This window comes from Polyangium sorediatum (genome assembly GCF_029946465.1).
GTDB classification, from domain to species: domain Bacteria; phylum Myxococcota_A; class Polyangia; order Polyangiales; family Polyangiaceae; genus Polyangium; species Polyangium fumosum.
Map to the genome: position 1 here is coordinate 47,276 of NZ_JARZHI010000022.1, position 17,281 is coordinate 64,556.

General features: G+C 68.2%; 11 protein-coding genes. 5 read left to right on the forward strand and 6 right to left on the reverse strand.

Annotated elements, in window-relative coordinates; translation table 11 throughout:
• The first annotated feature begins 149 nt into the window (after nucleotides 1-149).
• The 4 genes from QHF89_RS24105 to QHF89_RS24120 all read left to right on the forward strand — a co-directional run bounded on the left by QHF89_RS24105 (nucleotide 150) and on the right by QHF89_RS24120 (nucleotide 6,944).
• Nucleotides 150-1,181, forward strand: a complete 1,032-nt coding sequence (locus QHF89_RS24105; RefSeq protein WP_136970283.1) for an arginine N-succinyltransferase — start codon at nucleotides 150-152, stop codon at nucleotides 1,179-1,181.
• A gap of 94 nt (nucleotides 1,182-1,275) precedes the next feature.
• Nucleotides 1,276-3,300 carry an FAD-dependent oxidoreductase gene (locus QHF89_RS24110; RefSeq protein ID WP_136970282.1) on the forward strand — a complete coding sequence of 675 codons (2,025 nt, stop codon included), beginning with the start codon at nucleotides 1,276-1,278 and terminating at the stop codon, nucleotides 3,298-3,300.
• 419 nt (nucleotides 3,301-3,719) lie between these two features.
• Nucleotides 3,720-5,948, forward strand: a complete 2,229-nt coding sequence (locus QHF89_RS24115; RefSeq protein ID WP_284720883.1) for an MXAN_6577-like cysteine-rich protein — start codon at nucleotides 3,720-3,722, stop codon at nucleotides 5,946-5,948.
• A gap of 90 nt (nucleotides 5,949-6,038) precedes the next feature.
• Nucleotides 6,039-6,944 (forward strand): hypothetical protein, encoded by a 906-nt coding sequence (locus tag QHF89_RS24120; protein ID WP_136970280.1) that lies wholly within the window; start codon nucleotides 6,039-6,041, stop codon nucleotides 6,942-6,944.
• A 38-nt stretch (nucleotides 6,945-6,982) separates the two neighbouring features.
• Here QHF89_RS24120 and QHF89_RS24125 read toward each other — a convergent pair whose 3' ends face one another.
• The 5 genes from QHF89_RS24125 to QHF89_RS24145 all read right to left on the reverse strand — a co-directional run bounded on the left by QHF89_RS24125 (nucleotide 6,983) and on the right by QHF89_RS24145 (nucleotide 13,432).
• Complete coding sequence (locus tag QHF89_RS24125) at nucleotides 6,983-7,738, reverse strand: ABC transporter ATP-binding protein (protein WP_136927636.1); 756 nt, start codon at nucleotides 7,736-7,738, stop codon at nucleotides 6,983-6,985.
• Nucleotides 7,739-7,742: 4 nt separating this feature from the next.
• Nucleotides 7,743-9,437, reverse strand: a complete 1,695-nt coding sequence (locus QHF89_RS24130; RefSeq protein ID WP_136970279.1) for an FtsX-like permease family protein — start codon at nucleotides 9,435-9,437, stop codon at nucleotides 7,743-7,745.
• Nucleotides 9,434-11,098, reverse strand: coding sequence for a lysine--tRNA ligase (gene lysS, locus QHF89_RS24135; RefSeq protein WP_136970278.1), 1,665 nt, complete (start codon nucleotides 11,096-11,098; stop codon nucleotides 9,434-9,436). The genes QHF89_RS24130 and lysS overlap by 4 nt, the downstream gene beginning before the upstream one ends.
• Nucleotides 11,095-12,241 (reverse strand): peptide chain release factor 2 gene (prfB, locus tag QHF89_RS24140; protein WP_136970277.1). Its coding sequence is split into 2 segments (ribosomal slippage): nucleotides 11,095-12,171 and nucleotides 12,173-12,241, totalling 1,146 coding nucleotides; the frame shifts between segments, so codons are not numbered across the junction. Before prfB ends, lysS begins: the two co-directional genes overlap by 4 nt.
• A 63-nt stretch (nucleotides 12,242-12,304) precedes the next feature.
• Nucleotides 12,305-13,432: a cytochrome-c peroxidase gene (locus tag QHF89_RS24145; RefSeq protein WP_136970276.1), complete on the reverse strand. Its 1,128-nt coding sequence runs from the start codon at nucleotides 13,430-13,432 to the stop codon at nucleotides 12,305-12,307.
• A gap of 257 nt (nucleotides 13,433-13,689) precedes the next feature.
• Between QHF89_RS24145 and QHF89_RS24150 the strand changes: the two genes are divergently transcribed.
• Nucleotides 13,690-15,771 (forward strand): M48 family metalloprotease, encoded by a 2,082-nt coding sequence (locus tag QHF89_RS24150; protein ID WP_136970275.1) that lies wholly within the window; start codon nucleotides 13,690-13,692, stop codon nucleotides 15,769-15,771.
• A gap of 51 nt (nucleotides 15,772-15,822) precedes the next feature.
• Here QHF89_RS24150 and QHF89_RS24155 read toward each other — a convergent pair whose 3' ends face one another.
• Nucleotides 15,823-17,280, reverse strand: a complete 1,458-nt coding sequence (locus QHF89_RS24155; protein ID WP_136970274.1) for a dihydrolipoamide acetyltransferase family protein — start codon at nucleotides 17,278-17,280, stop codon at nucleotides 15,823-15,825.
• Between the last annotated feature and the right edge of the window lies 1 nt (nucleotide 17,281).

Sequence of the window (17,281 nt, forward strand, 5' to 3'; positions counted from 1 at the left end):
CTCCGCGGCTCGGTTTCCACGGGGCCACGGGCGCTCGCTCGCCGTCCCTGGTGGCCCAAGGCCGCTCGCCCATCTAGGCTGTCCGCCTCTGGGGGACCCGCTGCGCTCGGACGAGCCGAGCCACCGCGCCCCAAGGCCTCTGTTTTCCCATGCTGCCCTACGAGATTCGCGCCGCCACCCTCGGTGATGAGGAGCAAATGCTCCGCGTCGCGCGACACCTCAACTCGGTCAACCTGCCGCACGATCGGGACGAGATTCACGAGATCGTGAGCCTCTCCCACAAGAGCTTCACCGGCGAGATCAAGGACCCGCGCCTCCGGCAGTACGTCTTCGTGCTCGTCGACCGCGCGAAGGAGCACATCGTCGGCACCTCGATGATCATCGCGCAGCTCGGCCGGCGGGGCGCGCCGTACATCTACTTCGACGTGCTCGACGAGGAGCGCTACTCGGCCACGATCGACCGGCACTTCCACCACACGCTCCTGCGCATCGGCTACTCGTACGACGGCCCGACCGAGATCGGCGGCCTCGTGATCATGCCCGAGTACCGCCGCGCCAGCGACCGGCTCGGCACGGCCATCTCCTACGTCCGGTTCCTCTACCTCGCCGCCCACCGCGATCTCTTCCAGCAGGAGGTCCTCGCCGAGCTCATGCCTCCGCTCGAACCCGACGGCACGAGCCACCTGTGGGAGGCCCTCGGCCGCCGCTTCACCGCCCTCTCGTATGGCGAGGCCGACCGGCTCTCGAAGAAGAACAAAGAGTTCATCAAAGGCCTGTTCCCCGAGGGCCCGATCCACGCGACCCTCATGCCCGAGGACGCGCAGAAGGTCATCGGCAAGACGGGCTTGCAGACCCGCGGCGTCGAAAAACTCCTGCGCCGCATCGGCTTCCGCTACGCCCACCGCGTCGACCCCTTCGACGGCGGCCCGCACTACACGGCGCGGATGGACGAGATCAGCCTGATCGCCGACACGAAGCGCACCCGCGCCGATCGCCCCTTCTCCCCGACCGCCGGCGACCGCAAAGGCATCCTCGCCATCGAGATGCCCGAGCCGCCCTTCTTCCGCGCCGTCCTCGGCAACCTGCGCGAGGGCCCCCGCGGCGTCGCCGTCGACGACGAGGCCTGGGAGTCGCTCAGCCTGCACCACTCGAGCCCGCTCATCGTGCTCCCGATCGAGTGACGCCACGGCTCGGCACGCCGAGCCGTCGTGCTCGTCCCCTTGTGTTCTGTGCATTCTTTAGCTACAGAATTTTTAGTACACAAGGGAGGCACGCATGGTTGCGCACCTGGACCCTCTGCTCTCCGTCCCCACCGAAACGGGTCCTCGTTCGAGTGGGCACAGGAACAAGGCGCCGGCACACGCGCGGGACGACCGAGACCGGTGGCTCTCCGCGCGCGAGCTCGACATCCTGACGGCGGTCGCCGAGGTCGCCCTGCCGCCGGGGCGTTTCCTCGAAGGGGCTGGCCGAGGAACCGCCGAGGCCACACACCGCTATCTGTCCGACATCCCGCGGGAAGGGATCCGTGTCTTTCAGGCCGCCCTTTGGGCCGTCGAGCTCTCCACGTTGCCGACGAAACGAAGGCCGTTCTCCGAGCTTTCGCGCGAGGCGCGCCTCGCGGCCCTCGGGGGCTTCGAGCAATCGCGCGTGCTGCCGATCCGCGAGGTCCTCCGGGTCCTGCTCACACCACTGAAGGCAATGCATTTCGACCGGCCCGAGATGTTCCGCCACGTCGGTTGTCGCTACGAACTCGAGACGGTGCGCGACGAAAAACCCCGCTGGCTCGCCCGCGTGACCGACGGGCGCGAAATCGAGGAGGATCTCGACCTCGAATGCGAGGTCGTCGTGGTCGGCACGGGCGCGGGCGGCGCGGCCGCGGCCTACGAGCTCGCCTCGCGCGGGCGGGCCGTGCTCATGCTGGAGGAGGGCCATTACCATAGGCGGTCGAGCTTCAACGGCAGGCCCTCCCGCGCCTATCGCGACCTCTACCGCGACAAGGGAATGACCGTCGCGCTCGGCAACGTGAACATCCCCGTCTGGGTCGGCCGCGCCGTCGGCGGCAGCACGGTCATCAACTCGGGCACCTGCTACCGCGCCCCCGCCCGCACCTTCGCGTACTGGCGTGATCGCCACGGCCTGCCCCGCGACTTCTCGCCCGAAGGCCTCGGCCCCTATTACGAGCGCGTCGAGGCCATGCTCGGCGTCGCGCCCGCGAGCCCGCTCCACCTCGGCAAGATCGCCGGCATCATCGCGCGGGGCGCCGAGCACCTCGGCCTGCGCCACCACGCGCTCACCCGCAACGCCCCCGATTGCGATGGCCAGGGCATCTGCTGCTTTGGCTGCCCCACGGGCGCGAAACGATCGACCGACGTGAGTTACGTGCCCGCCGCGCTCGCCCGCGGCGCCGAGCTCGTGACGGCCGCGCGCGCCGATTTCGTGGACATCGTGGCCGGCCGCGCCCGCGGCGTCACCGCGACGCTCGGCGCCGAACGGACGAAGGGCCGACCCCCGCGCCTCCGCGTCCGCGCGGATGCCGTGATCGTCGCCGGCGGCACGCTCATGACGCCGCTGCTCCTGCGCCGCAGCGGCGCTTGCCTCTCCTCGGGGATGCTCGGGAAAAACCTCTCGATCCACCCCGCCTCGAAGGTGATGGCGCTCTTCGACGACCGCGTCGATCCATGGAACGGGATCCCCCAAGGGTATTCGATCGACCATTTCGCCGAAGAAGGCCTGCTCTTCGAAGGCAGCTCGCTCCCCTTCGACGTCACCGCGCTCGGCGTGCCCTGGTCCGGCCCGCGGTACATCGAGCTGATGGAAAAATACCCTTACCTCGCGTCATTCGGCTTCATGGTCCAGGACCATAGCCGCGGCGAGGTCCGCACGGGCCCCGGCGGCCGCCCGCTCCTGCTCTACCGCATGAACGAGCGGGATACGCGCCTCCTCCAGCGCGGCGTCGAGATCCTTTGCGAGGTCTTTCAAGCGGCCGGCGCGCGCCGCGTCTTGCCGTTCGTCACGGGCCACGACGAGGTGAACACGAAGGACGCGCTCGCGCGCCTCCGAGCGAGCCGCATCCGCGCCGGGGACATCGAGGTCACGGCGTACCACCCCCTCGGCACATGCCGTATCGGAACCCATCCCGCCCGCTCCTGCCTCGGCCCCGACCACGAAGCCCACGACGTCGCGGGCCTCTATGTATGCGACGGCAGTGCTATCCCTTCCTCGCTCGGGGTGAACCCGCAGATGACCATCATGGCCATGGCCCTGCGCGCCGCCGAAATCCTCCATCAGCGCCTCGGCTAGACAAATGGCCGCTTGAACAGACGCTTCCAGGCAGGACGCATCGCATTGCTAGACGAATTGCCGCTTTAACAGACGACTTTCCGGCCTTTCGGACATTTCTCGTCCGTCCGATAGCTGTCCCAACGCTTCCACGTCCGTCCGAGCGGTGGTAAGGTCGGTCGCCCGAGGGACGGTCCCCGGGGCGATTCCAGCGGATCTCTTCCTTCCCAAAACTGCGGCATGGTCGCCTGAAAAAATACCGCGCGTGCGGCGCCAATGCCGACGAACGCGGAAGACCGTGAGGCGGGGGACGGATAGGAAGCACTCGAATCGCGGATGTGCCTGCTTACAGGAAGGTTTCAACAACAATGAGCAACAAGGCGCAGGCCCCCCGAGGGGGGTGGCGATGGGCGCTGACGGCGGCTTTCATGAGTCTCGCCGTGGCCTCTTGGACGGGGTGTAGCGACGGCGGGTCGAACACGACCGCCGGCGAAGGCGGCGCTGGCGCGACCGGCGGCATGGGCGGCATGGGCGGCGGCAACGGCGGCACCGGCATGGGCGGCAGCGACCCGTGTCCCGCCGGACAAACCGACTGCGACGGCACGTGCACGCTCACCGATATCGATCCGAACAACTGCGGCGCGTGTGGCGCGGCCTGCGCGGCCGGCGAGGTGTGCGCGGCGGGGATGTGCGGCCTGACGTGCGCCGGCGGCACGACGAATTGCGATGGCAAATGCGTCGACACGAATCTCGACCCGGCGAACTGCGGCACGTGCGGCACGGCCTGCGCGGCCGATGAGGTCTGCTCGGGCGGCCAGTGCGGCACGCAATGCGTCGGCGGCACGACGAAGTGCGGGAGCGAGTGCGTCGACACGACCCTCGACCCGGCGAACTGCGGCATGTGCGGCACGGCCTGCGCGGCCGGTGAGGTCTGCGCGAACGGCCAATGCGGCCTCGCCTGCGTCGGCGGCACGACGAACTGCAATGGCAAGTGCGTCGACATCACGATCGACGCGCTGAACTGCGGCATGTGCGGCACGATGTGCCCGGCCGGTCAGGCGTGCTCGAACGGGCAGTGCGCCACGCAATGCGTCGGCGGCACGACGAACTGCAATGGCAAGTGCGTCGACACGACCATCGACCCGACGAACTGCGGCATGTGCGGCACGGCCTGCGCGGCCGGCCAGGTCTGCGCGAACGGCCAATGCGGCCTCGCCTGCGTCGGCGGCACGACGAACTGCAATGGCAAGTGCGTCGACACGACGGTCGACCCGCTGAACTGCGGCATGTGCGGCACGTCGTGTCCGAACGGCCAGGTCTGCTCGAATGGCATGTGCCAGCTCGCCTGCGTCGGCGGCACGGCGAACTGCAATGGCAAGTGCATCGACCTCTCGCTCGACCCGCTGAACTGCGGCGCCTGCGGCGCGGCATGTCCCTTCGGCGAGGTCTGCACGGCCGGCAAGTGCCAGCTCAACTGCGTCGGACAAACGACGAAGTGCGGCTCGCTCTGCGTCGACATCAAGACGGACACGGCGAACTGCGGCATGTGCGGCAAGGCCTGCGCGGCCGGTCAGGTTTGCTCGAACGGCGCCTGCCAGCTCACGTGCGTCGGCGGCACGACGAAGTGCGGCAGCACCTGCGTCGACACCAGCACGGACGGCGCGAACTGCGGCATGTGCGGCAAGGTCTGCGCGGCCGGCGAGGTCTGCGCGGCCGGCCAATGCAACCTGAACTGCGTCGGCGGCACGACGAAGTGCGCGAACACCTGCGTCAACACGAAGAACGACCCGGGCAACTGCGGCGCCTGCGGCAACGTCTGCGCCGCCGGTAATGTCTGCACGAACGGCCAGTGCGCCGCGCAATGCGGCCCCGGCACCACGAAGTGCGGCAACGTCTGCGTCGACACGAAGCTCGATCCGAGCAACTGCGGCACGTGCGGCAACGCCTGCGCGGCCGGCCAGGTCTGCTCGAACGGCACCTGCGGCACGACGTGCGCGGCCGGGACGACGAAGTGCGGCAATGAATGCGTCGACACGCAGACGGACGAGGCGAACTGCGGCATGTGCGGCACGGCCTGCCTGGCCAGCGTCGCCTGTTATGCCGGCGTCTGCCAGCCGCCCGGTGGCTGCGATACGCTCGGGAGCTGCGGCACCTGCCAGCAATGCGCGTTCGACGGTATCTGCTCGGACGAGCTCGCGACCTGCGCGAACAGCCAGGATTGCGTCACGCTCTTCAACTGCCTGAACCCTGCCAGCGGCGTCTGCGACGCGACCTGCCAGCAGATGTGCGTGCAGCAAACGACGCAGGCCGCCATCGATGAGTACAACAACATCATCGAGTGCCTCTTCTGCCAGGAGTGCGGGACGAGCTGCGGCGTGGACCCGGTGGCGAACGGCTGCCCGGCGAGCTGCGACAACAACGCCAATGGCTGCGCCGGCTGCTACGCCTGCGCCGCGGGGATGGGCGGCAACTGCGAGGACGACCTGCAGATCTGCCTGAACAACGCCGAATGCGTCGCGCTCGACGACTGCTTCGTGGCGTGCCCGGCCGGCGATCAGCAGTGCCAGCTCGACTGCGAGCAGGCGCACGTATTCGGCATCGCCGACTACAACGCCATCGTTCTCTGCGGCTTCTATCAGGAATGCCCGAACGACTGCCTCGGGCCGTGAAGCCCTGAGCGTATGTCCGGATCCCGGAAAAACCGGGATCCGGACATGACGCGGTACCCGGGCACACCTCGGGTGGAGTAAGCTCCGCCCATGCCGAAGACCCCTCCCCCAAAGCGCGGCCCTGGCCCGAAGAAAAAGCCGACCAGCGTCGAGCTTCCCCCCGCGCAGCGATTTGCTCCCCTCGCGATCGGCCTCGGCATCGGCATGATGGTGATGATCACCGTGACGGCGCTGCGAAAGCGGCCCGCCCCGACGACCGCCCCCTCGGCCGACCCCGGGCTCGAATCCCCCCAGCAGCGAACCGACAGGCTCGCCCGCGCCTGCGAGGCCGCGCGCGCGATGCTCTGGACCGGCGGCGCCTGGGGCGCGATGCCGCTCGAAGGATTCACGGTGCGGCTCTGGCTCGGCCCAAACAACGGGAAGATGGTCACGCACCCGGTGATCGATGCCGCGAGCCAAAAGAGCAAGCTCGGCGAAGACGTGGACGCGCTCCTCGCGAAGGTGAACGACGGGTCCGTCTCCGTCGTGCGGTACGAGCCGCGGGGCGAGGTCGAAGTCGCGTTCTCGGAAGGATACGCGCGGGCCTTTTTCGAGCTCGAAGGCCGCAATCGGTTCATCGGGCTGGGCGAGCGAATCGCCCGCGAGACGGGCGCGGACGGGGCCGCGCTTTATGCCGGTTGCAGCCACCTCGACACGCGCGACGTCGGCGCCTGGTTCCACGGCAAGGACACGAAAAAGGCCGCCGCGGCCCTGGTCTACGTGATGGGCCGGCCCGGCGACGTCCGGACCCCGAAGTACGTGCCCGCCGCGAAGGACCTCGCCACGATCCAGGCCGGCACGGCCCCGCTCGCCGACGCGACGATCCTCGAAATCGTGCGCGACGACGGCGCACGCACCATCACGACCGACGGCGTCTCGATCACATTCCCCTACGCGAATCCGGTGCGCGCCGCGCAATCGAGCGCGAAGATCGCGGAGAAGCTCGTCCTCCCCTGAAGAATGGTGCGGGGAGACAAACGCTCCCCGGCCAAACCCTACGCTTGGGCCTCGGCCCTCGCCTCCGGCGCCGCGCCGGCTCTTTCGGCCTCGAACGGGGATTGGCCGCGACGAACGTCGCTCTCGATCCGCCCGTCGGTCACCGTCACCATCCGCGGCATCGACTCGGCGAAGCTCGGGTTGTGCGTGACGACCACGATCGTCGTGCCGTGCTTGCGGTTGATCTCGAAGAAGAGCTCGTGCATCGCCTTCGAGGTGCTCGAATCGAGGTTGCCCGTCGGCTCGTCGGCGAGCAGGAGCTTCGGCGAGAGCACGAGCGCGCGCGCCAGCGCCACGCGTTGCTGCTCGCCGCCCGAGAGCTCGCCGGGCCGATGCGTCACGCGGTGCGAGAGGCCCACCTCGTTGAGCAGCGCCGTCGCGGGCGCCTCCATTTCCTTGCGTGACTTGCCCTGGATCAGGCCGGGCATCATCACGTTCTCCAGCGCATTGAACTCGGGCAGCAGGTGGTGGAACTGGAACACGAAGCCAATCGTGCGGTTCCGGATCGCCGCGAGGCGCGCGCTCGGCAGGCCCACGAGGTGCTCGCCCGCGAGCTTGATCTTCCCGCTCGTCGGCAAGTCCAGCGTGCCGATGCAATGGAGCAGCGTGCTCTTGCCCGCGCCCGAGGGGCCGACGATCGCCACGACCTCGCCTTGATCGATGACGAGGTCGATCCCGCGGAGCACGTCGAGCCGACGCCCCATGTGGACGAACGACTTTTGCAGATTCTCGATGACGATGAGCGGCTCGCTCATGGGCTCACTCGTAACGGAGCCCGTCGACAGGCGAAAGCCTCGACGCCGCGCGGGCCGGATAAAGGGTGGCGATCGTGCAGATGATGAGCGCGGCGACTGCGACCATCGCGTAGTCGCTCCCGTTCACGTTCACCGGCAATCGGTCGATATAATACACATCGGGATCCAACCGGACGCCGAAGCGCGCGAGGCCCGAGCAGGCGGCGAACGCGGTGCCCACGCCGAACACGGTGCCGATGCCGCCGATGATGACACCTTCGAGCATGAAGATGCGCATGATCGCGCCGTCCGACGCGCCGAGCGCCTTCAGGATCGCGATCTCTTTGCCCTTCTCGGTCACCATGAGCAGCAGCGTGCAGACGATGCAGAAGCTCGCGACCGCGATCGCAATCGAGAGGATGATGAACGTCGCGATCTTCTCCAGCTTCAGAGCGCTGAAGAGGTTCTTGTTCATCTCCACCCAGTCGCGGACCCGGAGCGGCTCCTTGCCCGGCCCCATGTCGAACTTCGCGGCCGCGGCCGCCACGAGCGGCGTCACCTCCGCGACCCGCTCGGGATCCGGCACGCGCACGTCGATCTGGCTGATGTTGTCGCCCATGCTGAAGAAGCTCTGGGCCACGTCGAGCTTGATGTACGCGTGCGTCGCGTCGTACTCGTACATCCCGCTGTAGAAGATCGCCGCCACGCGGAACCTGCGCGTCCGCGGCATCACGCCCATCGGCCCGAGCTCGCCCATCGGCGAGAGCAACGTGATCTCGTCGCCCACGAGCACGTGCAGGCTCTTCGCGAGCTCCTTGCCGATGATCACGCCCGGCAGGACCTTCACGTCCTTGCGCAGCGCTGCCTTCACCGCCGGATCGAGGTCCGCCGAGGCGCGCAGGTCCGGCCCCTTGAAGTACGGCTCGCCCCCGGGGCCCCGGCCGATGATCGTGTCGGCTGGCAGATCCGCGAGTTTCTCTGGATCATCGAGCCACTCGAAGTTGCCGACCTCGATGTTCTGCTTGAGGTCGATCACCTGCGCGATCGTGTTCGTGTCGATGCCGCGCACGAGCGCGCCCGCGGTGTTCGACGCCGACGAGCCCATCGCGTCGCCCGCCACGACCGGCGTCGCCGCCCCGCCCTTCGGCGCGACCGCGAGCCGGATGCCGTCGAGCTTCTCTTCCCAGTCGCCGTAGCCGCCGGGCTGCGTCACGTCGACGACGATGTGCGCGTTGTTGCCCAGGATCTTGCGCTTCAGGTCGGCGCCGAAGCCGCCCATGATGCTCGTCACGGAGCAGAGCGCGCACGAGCTCACGGCGACGCCGGCCATGCTGAGCACGCTGATCACCGTGAGGAACCCGCTCTTCGTGGCGCGCACGTGCCGCGCGCCCACGTACGAGCTGAAGCCGCGACGCTCCAGGATGTCGAGGATCACCGGCAGGAACGCGGCGAGCACGACGAGCAGGAAGATCACGCCCGTGCCGAGCGCGGAGAACCCGACGATCTCGTCCCGCAGCCGGAACGGCGCGAACCGCTCGCGCGTGGTCTTCGCCGCGAGGGTCGAGAGCCCGACGAAGGCGAACCCCAGGAGCGACCCGAGGAGCCACGCGACGCCCCGCGGGGAGCCCGCTTGCAGGCGCCGGAAGCCGAGCACGGCGATCCACACCGACGCGAGGACGGAGAGGATACGCAGGACGAGGAAGGGAAGCTCTGCGATCAACTGCCGCTCGCCTCGGGCCGGAGGAGGGGGAACAGGATGACGTCGCGGATCGACGCGGCGCCCGTGAGCAGCATCGTGAGCCTGTCGACGCCCATGCCGAAGCCTGCGGTCGGCGGCATGCCATACTCGAGCGCGCGCACGTAATCGGCGTCGTAGTCCATCGTCTCCTCGGCGCCCTTGGCCTTCTTCTCGACCTGCGCCCGGAAACGCGCGTCCTGATCCTCGGGATCGTTCAGCTCGCTGAAGGCGTTGCAGAGCTCGCGGCCGTCGACGAAGAGCTCGAACCTGTCGACGAGCGCTTCATTCCCGTCCTTCTTCCGCGCCAGCGGCGAGACCTCGAACGGGTAGTCGATGATGAACACGGGCAGGCTCTTCGAACCGTCGTCCGTGCGGTAGTCCGCGGTGAGGAAAGGCTCGGCGAGGTACTCGTAGGCGCAGAAGACGCGCTCGCCGGCCGAGTCGCACTTCTTCATGCCCGAGCGGAAGTTCGCCCAGTCGATCTCGCGCTTCTTCTCCTTGGCGGCCTTCGCCCAAGCCTTGATCGGCGCGTCGTCGTCGGCGACCTTCGTGGCGACCTCCGGGGGCAAACCCGAACGAGTGAGGGCGTTCTCGATCGCCTTCGCCATCGGGACCCGGACGAACCGCTCGAAGGACCAGGTGCGCCCCTTCGCCCACGCCGCATGCTCCTCGGGCAGCGCCGCGGCGAGCGCCTCGTCGACGGCGCGGAGCATGGCCTCGGTCTGGTCCATGAGCGTCTCGTACGTGGCGTAGGCCTGGTAGTACTCGAGCATCGTGAACTCGGGGTTGTGCCGCGTGGAGAGCCCCTCGTTCCGGTAACACCGCGCGATCTCGTAGACACGCTCGAAGCCGCCCACGACGAGGCGCTTCAAGTAGAGCTCCGGCGCGATGCGCATGAAGAGCTCCATGTCGAGCGTGTTGTGGTGCGTCTTGAAAGGCCGGGCCGCGGCGCCGCCGATGATCGTGTGCATCGTGGGCGTCTCGACCTCCAAAAACCCTTTGCCGTCGAAGAAACGGCGCAGCGCCGAGATGAGGAACGTACGCGCCCGGAAGACCGTGGCGACCTCGCGGTTCGCCACGAGGTCGACGTAGCGCATGCGGTAACGCGCCTCGACGTCCTTGAAGCTCGTCTTCGTGGGCAACGGGCGATAGGCCTTCGTGAGCAGGCGGAAGCTCGTCGCCTTGACGCTGAGCTCCCCCTTCTGCGTGGCCATCGCCGTGCCGCTCGCCTCGATGATGTCGCCGAGGTCGATCTCCTCGTGCAGGCGCGCATACGCCTCGCCGAGCACGGCCTCGTCGCAGTAGAGCTGAAGCTCGCCCGTGCGATCGCGGAGGCGCACGAACGAGACGCCGCCCATCTGCCGCAGGAAGAGGACCCGGCCCGCGATCCGCAAGGGCTCGGGCGTGACCTTCTCCGCGTCGTACCGGCCCGCGGCGTTCTTCGCGCCGTCGAACCGCGCGCGGGCCGAGGCGAGATCCACGAGCGCCTCGCCCGACGTGACGTCGTTGGCGAAGGGGTTTTCCCCGCGCCCGCGGATCTTCGTGGCCTTCTCTTTCCGAACGGCGATCAGGGTCTCCTCGGCGTGCGGTGTCGCCGCAGCCGCCGAAGAGCCTCCCTTCTTGTCCTGCTTGTCCTCGCTCACGCGTCGTCCTCTGCGACCACTTGGCCGCCCTTCTTCAGCGTGCCGCCCGCCGCGGCCAAGAGGTACGCCTCGATGAACGCGTCGAGATCCCCGTCGAGCACTGCATCCACGTTGCCGGACTCCGACGCGGTCCGCACGTCCTTCACGAGGCGGTAGGGCGCGAGCACGTAGTTGCGGATCTGGCTGCCGAAGTTGATCGCGGTCTTCGAGGCCTGGTACGCGGCGTTCTCGGCGTCGCGCCGCGCCAGCTCACGCTCGTAGAGCTTCGCCTTCAGCATCTTGAGCGCCATCGCCCGGTTCTGATGCTGGCTGCGCTCGGCGCGGCAAACGATGTTGATCGTCGGATCGGGCAGGTACCGGAGCCGGACCGCCGTCTCGACCTTGTTCACGTTCTGCCCGCCCTTGCCGCCGGCGCGCATCGTCGTGATCTCGATGTCCTTCTCGTTGATGTCGATCTGGATGTCGTCCCCGACGTCGGGCGTGATCTCGACCGCGGCGAACGCGGTTTGTCGCGTATGATCCGCGTTGAACGGGCTCATGCGCACGAGCCGGTGCACACCGGTCTCCGAGCGCAGATACCCGTAGGCGCCCGGCCCCGACACGGTGAACGAGACAGCGTCGATGCCGGCCTCGTCGCCGTCCTGGTAGTCGATGATCTCCGTCTTGTAGCCGCGCCTCTCGCAGAAGCGCAGGTACATGCGGAGCAGCATCGACGCCCAGTCCTTGGCATCCGTGCCGCCAGCGCCCGGGTGAATGCTGACGATGGCATTCGACTGATCCGCGGGCCCGCTCAGCATCCGCTCGAGCTCCACCTTGCGCAGACGCGCGTCGAGATCGACGACCTGCTTCTCGCAGTCGGCCATCGCGGCTTCGTCGTTCTCGGCGGCCGCGAGCTCCAGGTACTCGGCGGTGTCGTCGATCGCGCGGCCGAGCGTCTGCGCGACTTCGAGCTTTTGCTCGACGTCCGCGCGCTTGCGCAGCGTGGCCTGCGCCTTCGTTTGATCGTTCCAGAAACCAGGCTCGAGCGACTTTTGCGTCAGCTCGGCGAGCATGCGCGTGAGCTTGGGGACGTCAAAGATGCCCCCTTAGCGCAGCATAGCGCCTTTTGAGGTCTTCGATTTTCTCGCGGGTCTCGGACAGCATGGGCGGCGGTTTATTCGATTTCCGCCGCCCACGCCAGGGGGTTTGGAGCTTCGGGCTCCACGATCACGTGGGATCGGGGCCCGGCGTCTTCTCGCCGTTCGCGGGCAGCTCGGGCTTCTTGATGTACTCCAGCGGGATCTCGCCCGTCAGCGATTTCAAGAAGGCCACGATGTCCGCGACGTCCGCCTCGGGCAGCTCCTTGCCGAGCTGGTGGTAGGCCATCGCCTGCACCGTCGTCTCCAGACGATCGAAGGCGCCGTCGTGGAACCACGGCCCCGTCTGCGCCACGTTGCGCAGCGTCGGGACGCGGAAGACCATCTTGTCCTCGTCCTTCTTCGTGACGTCGTAGCGGCCGAGATCCTTCTGGTTCGGGTACGCCTTGATCAGGCCGAGCTTCTGGAAGCTCGATCCGCCGAGCGAGCTGCCGCTGTGGCACGAGGTGCAGCCGTTCTGCACGAACTTCGTGAGGCCCGCGCGCTCCTGATCCGTGAGCGCCGTCTTGTCGCCGGCCATGTACTTGTCGAAGCGCGAGGGCGTCACGAGCTGCCGCTCGAACGCGCCGATCGCCTTCGCCAGGTTGTCGTACGAGATCGGCTCCTTGTCGTCGGGGAAGGCCTTCTTGAAGGCGTCCTCGTAGCCCGGAATCGTCTCGAGCACCGCGACGACGCTCGCCTCGTCCTTCATGGCCATCTCGACCGGGTTCAGGATCGGGCCCTTGGCCTGGTCTTCGAGCGTGCCCGCGCGACCGTCCCAGAACTGCGCGACGTACGCGCCAGCGTTGTACACGGTGGGCGCGTTGCGGCCGCCGAGCTGGCCTCTGTGGCCCTTCGAAACCTTCGTGCCGTCGACGCCGAACTTGTCGAGCAGGTGGCACGAGTTGCACGAGAGGTCCTGGTTCTTCGAGAGCCGCGTGTCGTAATAGAGCATGCGGCCGAGAGCGACCTTCTCGGTCGTGATCGGGTTCATGTCGGTCTCGCCGCTCTTCGCCTCGTACTTGGCGGGCAGCGTGCCGAAGTTGTTCTTCATGTCCGCGAGGTCGAGCTCCGCGAGCTTCGCGGCCTCGGTCGCGGCGTTCGCCCCCTTCTTCTTCTGCTGGAACGGGAGCGGCGTGGCCTCACGCTCGCCGCAGCCGGCGCCTGCGAACGCCGCGGCAGAGACCAAGAGCAGTGGCAGGAACAGGGCGAAGCGCATCGGTGACGTGTCTCCTCGCAAGACGGAGCCCAATTGCATGGGAAGCGGCTCCTCGGCGCTTCTCTCTAGGTGACAACACCACGCGGCGTCAACGATCGGCTGAAAGGACGACGGATCGAACCGAAGGTGCCCCAACGGAAGCGGTAGCCCCGCGCCCTCGGTCGGGCTCGCCCGCCGCAGCGTCGCCATCGGGATCGCGCAGCCGCAGTCGGGTCGGGTAGGATGCGGAAAAACGCGGAGGAGGCGCCGTGGGAGGGATGCGGACGACGTGGGGGAAACGAGCGTGGCGGTTCGGAGGGGCGTGGCTCGTCGCCCTCGCGGGTTTGCTCACCTCCGGGGAGGGAAAGGCCGCTGACGAGGCGGCCTTCGAGAGGGAGCTCGCCGCGCAGATCCAGAAGCTCGATCCCGAGGCGGCGACGCTGTTCGCCGAGGCCAACGCGGCCCGCGAGCGGAACGATCTCGCGGGCGCCGCGGGGCTTTACGAGCAGGTGCGCGCGCGGGTGCCGAAGTTCTCGGCCGCGACGCGGCGGCTCTGCACGGTGAAGCTCCACCAAGGCGCGCGCAACGAGGCCATCGCGCTCTGCCGCAAGGCGCTCGAAACGGAGGACGTGGCCGAGAACAAGGCCGCCCTCGCGCAGGCGCTCCTGATGCGGCCCCAAGGCACGGCCCCGAACACGTTGGATGTGCGCGAAGCGTTCGAGCTCGCGAGCTCCGCCGCCGCGCGAAAACCCGACGACAAGTTCGCCCAGCTCCTGCACTGCGAATCCGCGCTCCAGTACAGCCGCTTCGATCAGCTCCGCACTTGCTCGCGCGCGCTCGAGCGCATCGCGCCGGAGTTCGCCCCGACGTACCTCTACGCGTCGATGGTCGACGCGTCCGAGGGCCACCTGGACAAGGCCCTCGAAAAACTCGAACGCGGGAAATCGCTGGGGATCGACGAGGCAACGTACACGTCGCTCAAGGGCCAGTACGAGGAGGCAATGCCGTTCCACGAGCGATACGGCGCGACGATGCTCTACGGCTTCCTCGGGTGGCTCGCGGGGCTCGTCGCGCTGCTCGGCCTCGGGGGACTGCTGAGCAAGCTCACGCTGCGCGCGGCGACGGCCGTCCCGAAGTCGGCGGACGAGAACGCGACGGGCGCGGACAAATGGCTGCGGCGTATCTACGGCGTCGTGCTCTGGGCCTGCTGCGCCTACTACTACATCAGCCTTCCGATCGTGATGTCGCTCGTGCTCGTCGCAGGCGGCGGCATCATCTACGGCTTCCTCGCGATCGGTCGGATCCCCGTGAAGCTCGTGGCGATCGTCGCGATCTTCACGCTGGTGTCGCTCTGGGCGATGCTGAAGAGCATCTTTTTCCGGCGGAAGGAGGGCGAGCCGGGCGACAAGCTCGACCTCGCCGAACACCCGAAGCTCCGCGCCGTCCTCGAAGAGGTGGCCGGGCGCATCGGCACGCGGCCCGTGGACAACGTGTACATGACGCCGACGACGGAGGTCGGCGTCTTCGAGCGCGGCGGCCTGCTCCGTCAGCTCACGGGGCGCACGGAGCGATGCCTCGTGCTCGGCGCGGGCGTGCTCGACGGTTTCTCGATCGGCGCGTTCAAGGCCGTCCTGGCGCACGAGTACGGGCATTTCCACAACGAGGACACGGCCGGCGGCGGCTTCGCGCTGGCCGTGCGGCGGAGCGTGTTCACAATGGCGCTCTCGCTCGCGCAGGGCGGAGCCGCGGGCTGGTACAACCCGGCGTGGCTCTTCGTGAGCGGGTTCCACAAGATCTTCCTGCGGATCTCGCAGGGCGCCTCGCGCTTGCAGGAGGTGCTCGCAGACCGATGGGCGGCCTTCGCGTATGGGGCGGATGCGTTCACGGAGGGCCTGAAGCACGTGATCGAGCGGTCGATCCGCTTCGACGTGCACACGCAGGTCGCGCTCTCCGAGGTGATCCAGGAGAAGCGCGCGCTCGCAAACCTCTACCGCTACCGCGTCCGCGGAAAAACCCCGGAGGACGCCGAGATCGAGAAGGCGGTCGACGAGGCGATCCACGCCGAGCCTTCGCCCTACGACAGCCACCCCTCGCCCGCGGATCGTTTCGCCTGGGTGAACGCGCTGCCGAAGCGCACGATCGAAAGCTCACCCGACGACACGCTGGAAGTCTGGGCACTGTTCGGTGACCGGGCGAAGCTGGAGAAGCAGATGACGCAGAAAATCCGCGAGGCCGTGGCGATGAACCACGGTGTCGTCATTCCTGCGGGCAAACCGAAGGCGAAGGCGAAGAAGGACGAGGCCGGAGAGGAGACGGACGAGGCGGAGGAGCAAGCCCCGGAGGCAGCCGGGGCCGCTTGATCTCCCCCGCCTGAGCCCTCCCTCTCCACGCGGTGGAGAGGGAGGAGAGGCTCACGCCATCTCGAGGAACAAGCGATCCGGGTTCTCGAGGTACCCGATGATCTCGTAGGCGAACGCCGCGCCGATGTGGCCGTCGATGATGCGGTGGTCGAAGGACAAACTGAGCAGCATCACGTCGCCGATCACGATCTGACCGTCGCGCACCACCGGCTTCTGCTTCATCTGGTGGATGCCGAGGATCGCGACCTCGGGGAAGTTCAGGATCGGCGTCGCGAAGAGGCCGCCCTGCGCTCCGAGCGAGGTGATCGTGAACGTGGAGCCGCCGAGATCCTCGGCCCGCACCTTGCCGGCCTTCGTGTCGTCGCCGAGGCGCTGGATGTCCTTGGCGACGTCGAGGATGCTCTTGCGATCGGCGCGACGCACGACGGGCACCATGAGGCCCGCCTCGGTGGCGGACGCGATGCCGATGTCGTAGTAGCGCCGCTGCACGATCTCCTGCGTGGTCTCGTCGAAGGCGCTGTTCAGCGAGGGGTGCTTCTTCAGCGCGGCGACGACGGCCTTCACGAAGAAGGGCAGGAACGTGAGCTTCACGCCGGCCTTCTCCGCCGCGGGCTTCAGGCGCGCGCGGAGTTCCTTCAGCGCCGTCACGTCGCACTCCTCGACGAACGTGAAGTGCGCCGCGGTGTGCTTCGAGCGGGCCATCTGATCGAAGATCCGCTTGCGCACGCCGCGCAGCGGGGTCCGCTCTTCGAGCGACTCCTCGCCGGCCGGAGGCGGCGGGACCCGCACGGGCGCGGGGGCCTTCGCCGTGACCGGCGCCGCGGGGTGCGGCTCGGGCGCGGCAACGGGCTTCGGCAGAGGCGCGGACGCCGTCGGGAGCGACTCCGGCACGTGCGAGGCCGCCGCCGTATGCATCGCGAGAGGCGCCGTCGTGGGCGCGGCGATCGCGCCGCGGACGTCGTCCTTCGTGACCCGCCCGCTCGCGCCCGTGGGCGTGACGCGACGCAGATCCACGCCGAGATCCCGGGCGAGCTTGCGCGTGGCCGGCGTGGCGAGTGGTTTATCGTTGTAGTACGCGGCCACGGGCGCCGCCGTGATCCCGTTCGTCGTGTGCGAGGTCCCGAGCGGCATGAGGTTCATGCCGGGCAGGTCCTCCTTGATGTCGCCGACCGCGGTCGCGGCCGGGCCATCACTCTTCGCGGCAGCCTTCGGCGTGCTCGCCGCCGTCGGCTCGGCCGCTGCGGCGGGCGCGAGCGCGGGCTTGTCGCCGTCGAGATCGAACACGACGAGCACCGAGTGCACGGCGACGACCTGGCCCTCTTTGGCGCGCGTCTCCAGGATCTTGCCGGACTTCGGCGCGGTGATCGTGACGGTCGCCTTGTCCGTCATCACCTCGACCATCGGCTGGTCTTCCTTGACGACGTCGCCCGGCGCGACGAGCCACTTGACGATCTCGCCTTCGGTGACGCCCTCGCCGATGTCGGGCAGCTTGAACTCGAAGCTTGCCATC